A 6,908-nucleotide genomic window follows, 5' to 3' on the forward strand; every position below is an offset into this window, starting at 1 on the left:
CAACGTGACCGCGGCCGGGCTGATGGGGCAGATCCGCACCGCCGTCCGCGCCTACACGACCGTCGGCCAGGCGCCGGGGGAGGTCATGCGCAGTACCAACCGGATGCTCATCGACCTCGGGTCCGACCTGTTCGCCAGCTGTCTGTATCTGCGGCTCGATCCGGGGCGCGGGCGGGCCGTGATGGCCCGGGCCGGGCATCCGCCGCCGCTGCTGAGGCGGCCGGACGGCCGGGTGCGGGTACTCGACCTCGCGGGCGGTCCGCTGCTGGGGATCGACGCATCGGCGACGTATCCGACGACGGAGGTCGACCTGGCGCCCGGCTCGGTGCTCGCCCTCTACACCGACGGACTCGTCGAATCCCCCGGCGTCGACATCGAGGACGCGCTCGCCGATCTGGGGCGGCGCCTGTGCGAGGCCGGGGACCGGCCGCTGGACGAGCTGGCCGACGTGCTCATGGGGCGCGAGGCGGGCGCGGAGGAGCGGATCGACGACGTGGCGCTGCTGCTGTTGCGGGCGCGGGGGGACGGCTGAGCGTCGTACGAACAAGGCGGTCCGGCCCTCCCGCCGGAGGGCCGGACCACGACTGACGGGTGTGTACGGATCAGGGTGTCTCGGTCAGCCCGGAGCCGTCCTCCACTCCGGCACCCGACTGGTCACCGACACCGGCTTCCTCACCGGCACCTGCTTCCTCACCGCCGACTTCTTCCCCGCCGGCCTCGCCGCCGACTTCTTCTCCGCCGGCTTCCTCACCGCCGACCTCACCGCCACCGGCTTCCTCGCCACCGGCCGCGTCGCCCGCGCCCAGTGTCGCGCCGACCGTCTCGAGGGCCGTCGTGACCGGCTGGAAGAACGTCTCGCCGCCGACCGTGCAGTCGCCGCTGCCGCCCGAGGTCAGGCCGAGCGCGAGCCCGTCCTGGGTGAACATCGAGCCGCCACTGTCGCCGGGTTCGGCGCAGACGTTGGTCTGGATGAGCCCGGTGACGGTGCCCTCCGGGTAGTTGACGGTGGCGTCGAGCCCGGTGACCGTGCCGTCGGCGAGGCCCGTGGTGCTGCCCATCCGGAACACCTCCTGGCCGACGGTGGCTTCCGCGGCCTGGAGGATCTGGACGGTCTGCCCGCCGCCGACGTTGACGTCGCTCGGCGCCTCGGTGGCCGGGTCGTCGTACTTGACGAGCGCGAAGTCGCCCTCGCCGGGGAAGACGGCCTGGTCGACGGTGGCGATCGGCGCCCCGTCCTGGCTGTCCGACCACTGCTCCACCGCGACTCCGCAGTGACCGGCGGTCAGGAAGGCCGGACTGCCGTCCCCCGCGGTCACGTTGAAGCCGAGCGAACAGCGGGAGCCGCCGCCGAATATCGCGTCGCCGCCCGATGCGAAGGTCTTGAAGGTGCCGGCCGACTTCTGGATGGTCGCCATGCCCGAGCCGAGGCTCTGGACGGTCGACTCCAGGGTGTCCCACTTCTCGCCGGTGACCGTGCTGTCGGCGGTGACCAGGATCTTGTTCGTCCTGGGGTCGACGGCCCAGGCGGTGCCCGGGATGGTGGCCTCGGACTTCAGGGTCTGCGCGGCGGACTGGAGTTCGGCCGTGCTGTTGTCGACCTGGCGCACCGCGGCGCCGGCCTTCTTGGCCTGGACGACGAGCTGGTTGTTGTCCCCGACGACGTTGACGACGAGCTGCTGGCTGTCCTCGTCGTAGTACGAGCCGGCGAAGGCGTCGCCGAGCAGCCCGGCGAGCTGAGCGGCGAGGTCCGAGGCGTCGCCCGCCTTCAGGGTCTTGGGGGCGGCGGCGGTGGTGTCCTCGGCGCCGTCCTGGGACGCGTTGGCGTTCGGCAGCAGAAGTGCCGCCGCTCCGAGCGCCGCCACGCTGCCCGCCGCAATCGCGGCCTTGCGCTTCGGAATTCGCTTGTGACTCAAGACTTCTCGACCTCCTGAAGGACGGGGTCTGTGCCGCCGTCTCGGCAGCTGTTGGGGGCGCCTGGATGGCCACTGGTACGCATGGGGCGCGCGGGACGTTCAATTCCGGTTTCGTGGTGCGCCGGTGGGCCATGCCGATTCGGCCAGGGGCCGCACGCGGCCAGCGCGCGCCGGGAACAATCGCCCATATGACGATGACCATCGCCGAAGCCGACAAGATCCTCACCGCCAACTTCGCTCCCTGGGTGCTGGAGCTGGGCCTGTCCGTGGCGGAGTTGGGCGACCAGCGGGCCGTCCTGCGCATGCCCTGGTCACAGCGGCTGGCCCGGGAGGGCGGCGCGTTGTCCGGGCAGGCCCTGATGGCGGCCGCCGACACCACGACCGTGATCGCCGTCTCGGCGGCGCGGGGGGCCTTCGTACCGATGACGACGGTTCAGCAGTCGACGTCCTTCCAGCGCGCGGTGACGGATTCGGATGTCCTGATCGAGGCGGCGCTCACCAAGCTGGGCCGCCGTATGGCGTTCGCCGACATCGCCATGACCGCCGAACGGACGGGTGAACTCGCGGCGCGCGCGAGCACTGTCTATGCCCTCCTGGGCTAACACGATCCGTGATCGGTCGACAACGGTCCGTTCCGAACAGTGAGCGGAATTCCAGCTTCAGGGAATCTACACATCCAATACGCAACCAAGTCACCGGGAACGGCGGATCTGCACAATCGCACGCCCCCGGACACTCCTTTGGGGCGGGAGTGCCGGATTCGCCGCCCGGGCGGCAAGGGGCCTGGACGGGCCGATGCGGTGCGGCTTGTGAAGAAGCTGCCGACAACGCGTGCGCGCGCCTGCACGGATCGCGGCCGATGGTACTCAAGTGACCTGGTGAGACGGCTGATTGATTGGATGCCCGTGGTCACCGCGTGCTTTGATCCATCGCACCGCGGAGGCCGTGCAGGGCGCCCCGCAAGGGGCGCTCGGCGCCACCGCGGTCGCGGCCGTCCATCTGTCCCCAGAGGGGGCCGCTCCCCCTTGTGAAATATCCATACGAAGGGAAGTTCCATCATGAACTCCACCCCCCAGGTTGAGACCGTCGAGATCTCCGACGCGGAGCTGGACAACGTCTCCGGCGGCCTGTCCGTGAACGCGGTCAACACCCTGACCGGTGCGCTGGACGGCATCGCCCCCGTTTCCGCCACGGTCGACACGGTCGTCGGCACGGTCGAGGGTGTCACGGGCCTGAACACCGCCCCGGTCACCAGCCTGGTCGCCGGTCTCTGATCGCACCCCAGTGCCGTTGAGTCCCGGAGTCGTATCCCGGCTCCGGGGCTCTTCGGATGCCGTCATGCAGTCCACCCGGTGAGGGAAAGTTCCGTGCAGTTCCGCCAACAGGCCCTCGCCAAGCTCCAGTCGCCGGAGGAGCTCGACCTTCCGGTGCGTCTCGCCCGCCCGCAGGGCTGGCTCGTGCTGTCCGTGACGGTGGTCGCGATGGCCGCCGCGTCCGTGTGGGCCGTGACGGGCTCGGTGACCTCCACCGTGAGCGCGCCCGCCATCCTCACGCACGGCGAGGGCAGTTACATCCTGCAGAGCCCCGTCGCGGGCCAGGTGACCGCGATCCTCGCCGAGGAAGGCGAGCGGCTGCCTGCGAACTCCCCCGTCCTCAAGCTCCGTACCGCCGAGGGCGAGACGGTGGTCCGCACCATCGCCGCGGGCCGTCTGACCGCACTGGCCGCGACGATCGGCCAGATCATCTCCACCGGCGCGAACGTCGCCGCCGTCGAGAAGGTCGCCGACGCGGACGACCCGCTGTACGCCACGGTGTACGTCCCGGCGGAGAACGCCAGCTCGATCCCCGCGAACGCGGCCGTGGACCTGACCGTGCAGACGGTCCCCACCCAGGAGTACGGCGTCCTGCGCGGCCATGTGAAGTCGGTGGACCGCTCTCCCCAGTCCGCGCAGCAGATCGCCGCGTTCCTCGGCGACAGCCAGCTGGGCGAGCAGTTCACGAAGGACGGCCGCCCGGTCGCGGTGCTGGTCCGCCTGGACAAGTCGTCCGGCACGAAGAGCGGCTACACGTGGTCGTCGGCGGACGGGCCGCCGTACGCCCTCACCTCCATGACCATGGCCACGGGTTCGATCCGGCTGGCCGATCAGCGTCCCGTCGATTGGCTGCTGCCGTGACCACCGCCCAGGAGACCCGGGGCAGACGCCGCGCCGCCCCGCCCAAGCGTCAGATCCCCAAGAGCCGCGGCAGGACCGTGCGCACCCCCACCGTCCTGCAGATGGAGGCCGTGGAGTGCGGCGCCGCCTCCCTCGCGATGGTGCTCGGCCACTACGGCAAGCACGTCCCGCTGGAGGAGCTGCGCATCGCCTGCGGCGTCTCCCGGGACGGCTCGCGCGCCAGCAACCTGCTGAAGGCGGCGCGCAGTTACGGCCTCACGGCCAAGGGCATGCAGATGGACCTGGCCGCCCTCGCCGAGGTGAAGGCGCCGGCCGTCCTGTTCTGGGAGTTCAACCACTACGTCGTCTACGACGGCATGGGGCGCCGCTTCGGCCGCCGCGGGGTGTTCATCAACGACCCCGGCAAGGGCCGCCGTTTCGTCCCGATGGAGGAGTTCGACGGCAGCTTCACCGGCGTCGTCCTCACGATGGAGCCGGGCGACGACTTCACGCGAGGCGGGCGCAAGCCCGGCGTGTGGGGCGCGATGCCCGCCCGGCTGCGCGGCACCGCCGGCACGATGCCCGCCGCCGTCCTGGCGAGCCTGCTGCTGGTCCTGGTCGGCGCGGCCGTGCCCGCGCTCAGCCGGACCTACATCGACATGTTCCTGATCGGCGGCCAGACGTCCCTGCTGGACGTGCTGTTCGCGTCCATGGGCGCCTGTGTGCTGCTCACCCTGATCCTCACCTGGCTGCAACAGGCCAACCTGCACCACGGCCGCATCATCTCCTCGACCCTGTCCAGCGCCCGCTTCCTGCGCCATCTGCTGCGACTGCCGGTCACCTTCTTCTCCCAGCGCAGCCCCGCCGACCTGGTGCAACGCCTCCAGTCCAACGACGCCGTGGCCGAGACCCTCGCCCGCGACCTCGCGGCGGCGGGCGTGGACGCTGTGGTCGTGGTGCTGTACGCCGTCCTCCTGTACACCTACGACCCGCAGCTGACGTTCGTCGGCATCGGCGTCGCCCTGCTGAACATCGTCGCCATGCGGGTCGTCATCCGGCTGCGCGCGACTCGTACGGCGAAGCTGCGCGCGGACAACGCCCGGCTCACCAACACGGCGTACACCGGGCTCCAGCTGATCGAGACCATGAAGGCGACCGGCGGCGAGGACGGCTACTTCCGCAAGTGGGCCGGGCAGCACGCCACGACGCTGGAGGAGCAGCAGCGGCTCGGCGTGCCGAGCGCCTGGCTGGGCGTGGTCGCGCCGACCCTTGCGACGCTGAACAGCGCACTGATCCTGTGGATCGGCGGCATGCGCGCGATCGAGGGCCATATCTCGGTGGGTCTGCTGGTTGCCTTCCAGGCGCTGGTGACCCGGTTCACGGCGCCGCTGACCCGGCTCAACGGCGTCGCGGGCCGCATCCAGGACTTCGCGGCCGACGTGGCCCGCCTGAAAGACGTCGAGAACTTCCGCACGGACCCGCTGTACGACCGTGCGGGCGGCGACTCCACCCGCAGGCTGCACGGTCACGTGGAGCTGGAGAACATCACCTTCGGCTACAGCCCGCTGGACAAGCCGCTGCTCACCGGCTTCGACCTCACCGTCGGACCGGGGCAACAGGTCGCGCTCGTCGGCGGCTCCGGCAGCGGCAAGTCGACCGTCTCCCGGCTGATCTCGGGCCTGTACACGCCCTGGGAGGGCGTGATCCGCATCGACGGGCAGCGCCTGGAGGACATCCCGCGCGGCTCGCTCGCGGCCTCCGTCTCCTTCGTCGACCAGGACGTGTTCCTCTTCGAGGGAACGGTGCGCGACAACGTGGCGCTGTGGGACCCGTCGATCCCGGACGAGGCCGTGGTGGAGGCGCTGCGGGACGCGGCACTGTACGACGTCGTCATGCGCCGGCCCGGCGGCATCCACAGCAAGGTCGAGCAGGACGGCCGCAACTTCTCCGGCGGGCAGCGCCAACGCCTGGAGATCGCACGAGCGTTGGTGCGCCGGCCCAGCATCCTCGTGCTCGACGAGGTGACCAGCGCGCTCGACGCCGAGACCGAGCTGGTCGTCATGGACAACCTGCGCCGGCGCGGCTGCGCGTGTGTGGTCATCGCCCACCGGCTCAGCACGGTGCGGGACAGCGACGAGATCGTCGTACTCCAGCACGGCACGATCGTGGAGCGCGGACGGCACGACGAGCTGGTGGCGCGTGGCGGGGCGTACGCGGCGCTGGTCAGGGAGCGGTGAGATGACGTCCGTGCACGAAGACGACTACGTCCTCGGGGCGCTCGGCTCGCTGGGCACGCCGATCGACTGTGCCGGGCTGGGCCGCCTGGACCTGGAGGGTCCGCAGGTGCTGTGGCTGGTCGCGGCGGGCGCCCTCGACCTGTTCGCGGTCGACGCCGCGCAGCAGGGCCACTGGCACCACCTCGGCCGGCTGGAGGCGGGCTCGCTGCTGCTCGGCCCGGTCGCGGGACCGCAGCACACGCTGGTCGCCCGCCCGGTGCGGGACTGCGTCGTGCACCGCATCGGGCTGCGCGAGCTGTACCAGCCCGCCGTCACCCAGACCTGGTCGTACGACGAGTACGGCAACCCCCAGTACGTACCGCCCACGTCGAGCCCGCTGGAGTACGCTCTCGCCCTGGGCGTCGGCCGCGGCCTGTCCATCCTCTTCCAGGCGCCGACCGCCGGTGAGCGCGCCGCGGAGATGACCGACGACGACGTCTTCTGGATGCAGGTGCCGCCCGGCAGCGTGCAGTACGGCTCCCTGTACGGGGCGGAGGCGGCGGCCGACCTGCTGATGGACCCGGCGGTCTGGCAGAGCATGGTCGACCAGCAGTACCGCCTGCTGA

General features: G+C 71.0%; 6 protein-coding genes and 1 pseudogene. 6 read left to right on the forward strand and 1 reads right to left on the reverse strand.

Translation table 11 applies throughout. The features are described from left to right. The coding region (locus ACTWQJ_RS43660; protein WP_443311948.1) for a PP2C family protein-serine/threonine phosphatase at window positions 1-532 on the forward strand (532 nt) is incomplete at its 5' end. A gap of 70 nt (window positions 533-602) precedes the next feature. Here the strand turns inward: ACTWQJ_RS43660 and ACTWQJ_RS43665 are convergent. After that, the gene (locus tag ACTWQJ_RS43665) at window positions 603-1,913 is read right to left on the reverse strand and encodes a S1 family peptidase (RefSeq protein ID WP_443311949.1); all 1,311 of its coding nucleotides are present in this window, start codon (window positions 1,911-1,913) and stop codon (window positions 603-605) included. A 188-nt stretch (window positions 1,914-2,101) separates the two neighbouring features. Here ACTWQJ_RS43665 and ACTWQJ_RS43670 point away from each other — a divergent pair, with 188 nt between their 5' ends. The 5 genes and pseudogenes from ACTWQJ_RS43670 to ACTWQJ_RS43690 all read left to right on the forward strand — a co-directional run. Continuing rightward, window positions 2,102-2,515, forward strand: coding sequence for a PaaI family thioesterase (locus ACTWQJ_RS43670; RefSeq protein WP_443311950.1), 414 nt, complete (start codon window positions 2,102-2,104; stop codon window positions 2,513-2,515). 456 nt (window positions 2,516-2,971) lie between these two features. After that, complete coding sequence (locus tag ACTWQJ_RS43675; RefSeq protein WP_129803259.1) at window positions 2,972-3,187, forward strand: type A2 lantipeptide; 216 nt, start codon at window positions 2,972-2,974, stop codon at window positions 3,185-3,187. Window positions 3,188-3,280: 93 nt separating this feature from the next. Next, on the forward strand, window positions 3,281-4,087 hold the full coding sequence (locus ACTWQJ_RS43680; RefSeq protein ID WP_224734512.1) for an HlyD family efflux transporter periplasmic adaptor subunit: 807 nt from the start codon (window positions 3,281-3,283) through the stop codon (window positions 4,085-4,087). Next, window positions 4,084-6,303, forward strand: coding sequence for an NHLP family bacteriocin export ABC transporter peptidase/permease/ATPase subunit (locus ACTWQJ_RS43685; protein WP_443311951.1), 2,220 nt, complete (start codon window positions 4,084-4,086; stop codon window positions 6,301-6,303). Before ACTWQJ_RS43680 ends, ACTWQJ_RS43685 begins: the two co-directional genes overlap by 4 nt. 1 nt (window position 6,304) lies before the next feature. Next, window positions 6,305-6,908, forward strand: a pseudogene (locus ACTWQJ_RS43690) (NHLP bacteriocin export ABC transporter permease/ATPase subunit); the annotation flags it as partial.

Source organism: Streptomyces sp. KR55 (assembly GCF_052245645.1).
In the GTDB taxonomy this organism is placed as follows: Bacteria; Actinomycetota; Actinomycetes; order Streptomycetales; family Streptomycetaceae; genus Streptomyces; species Streptomyces flavusporus.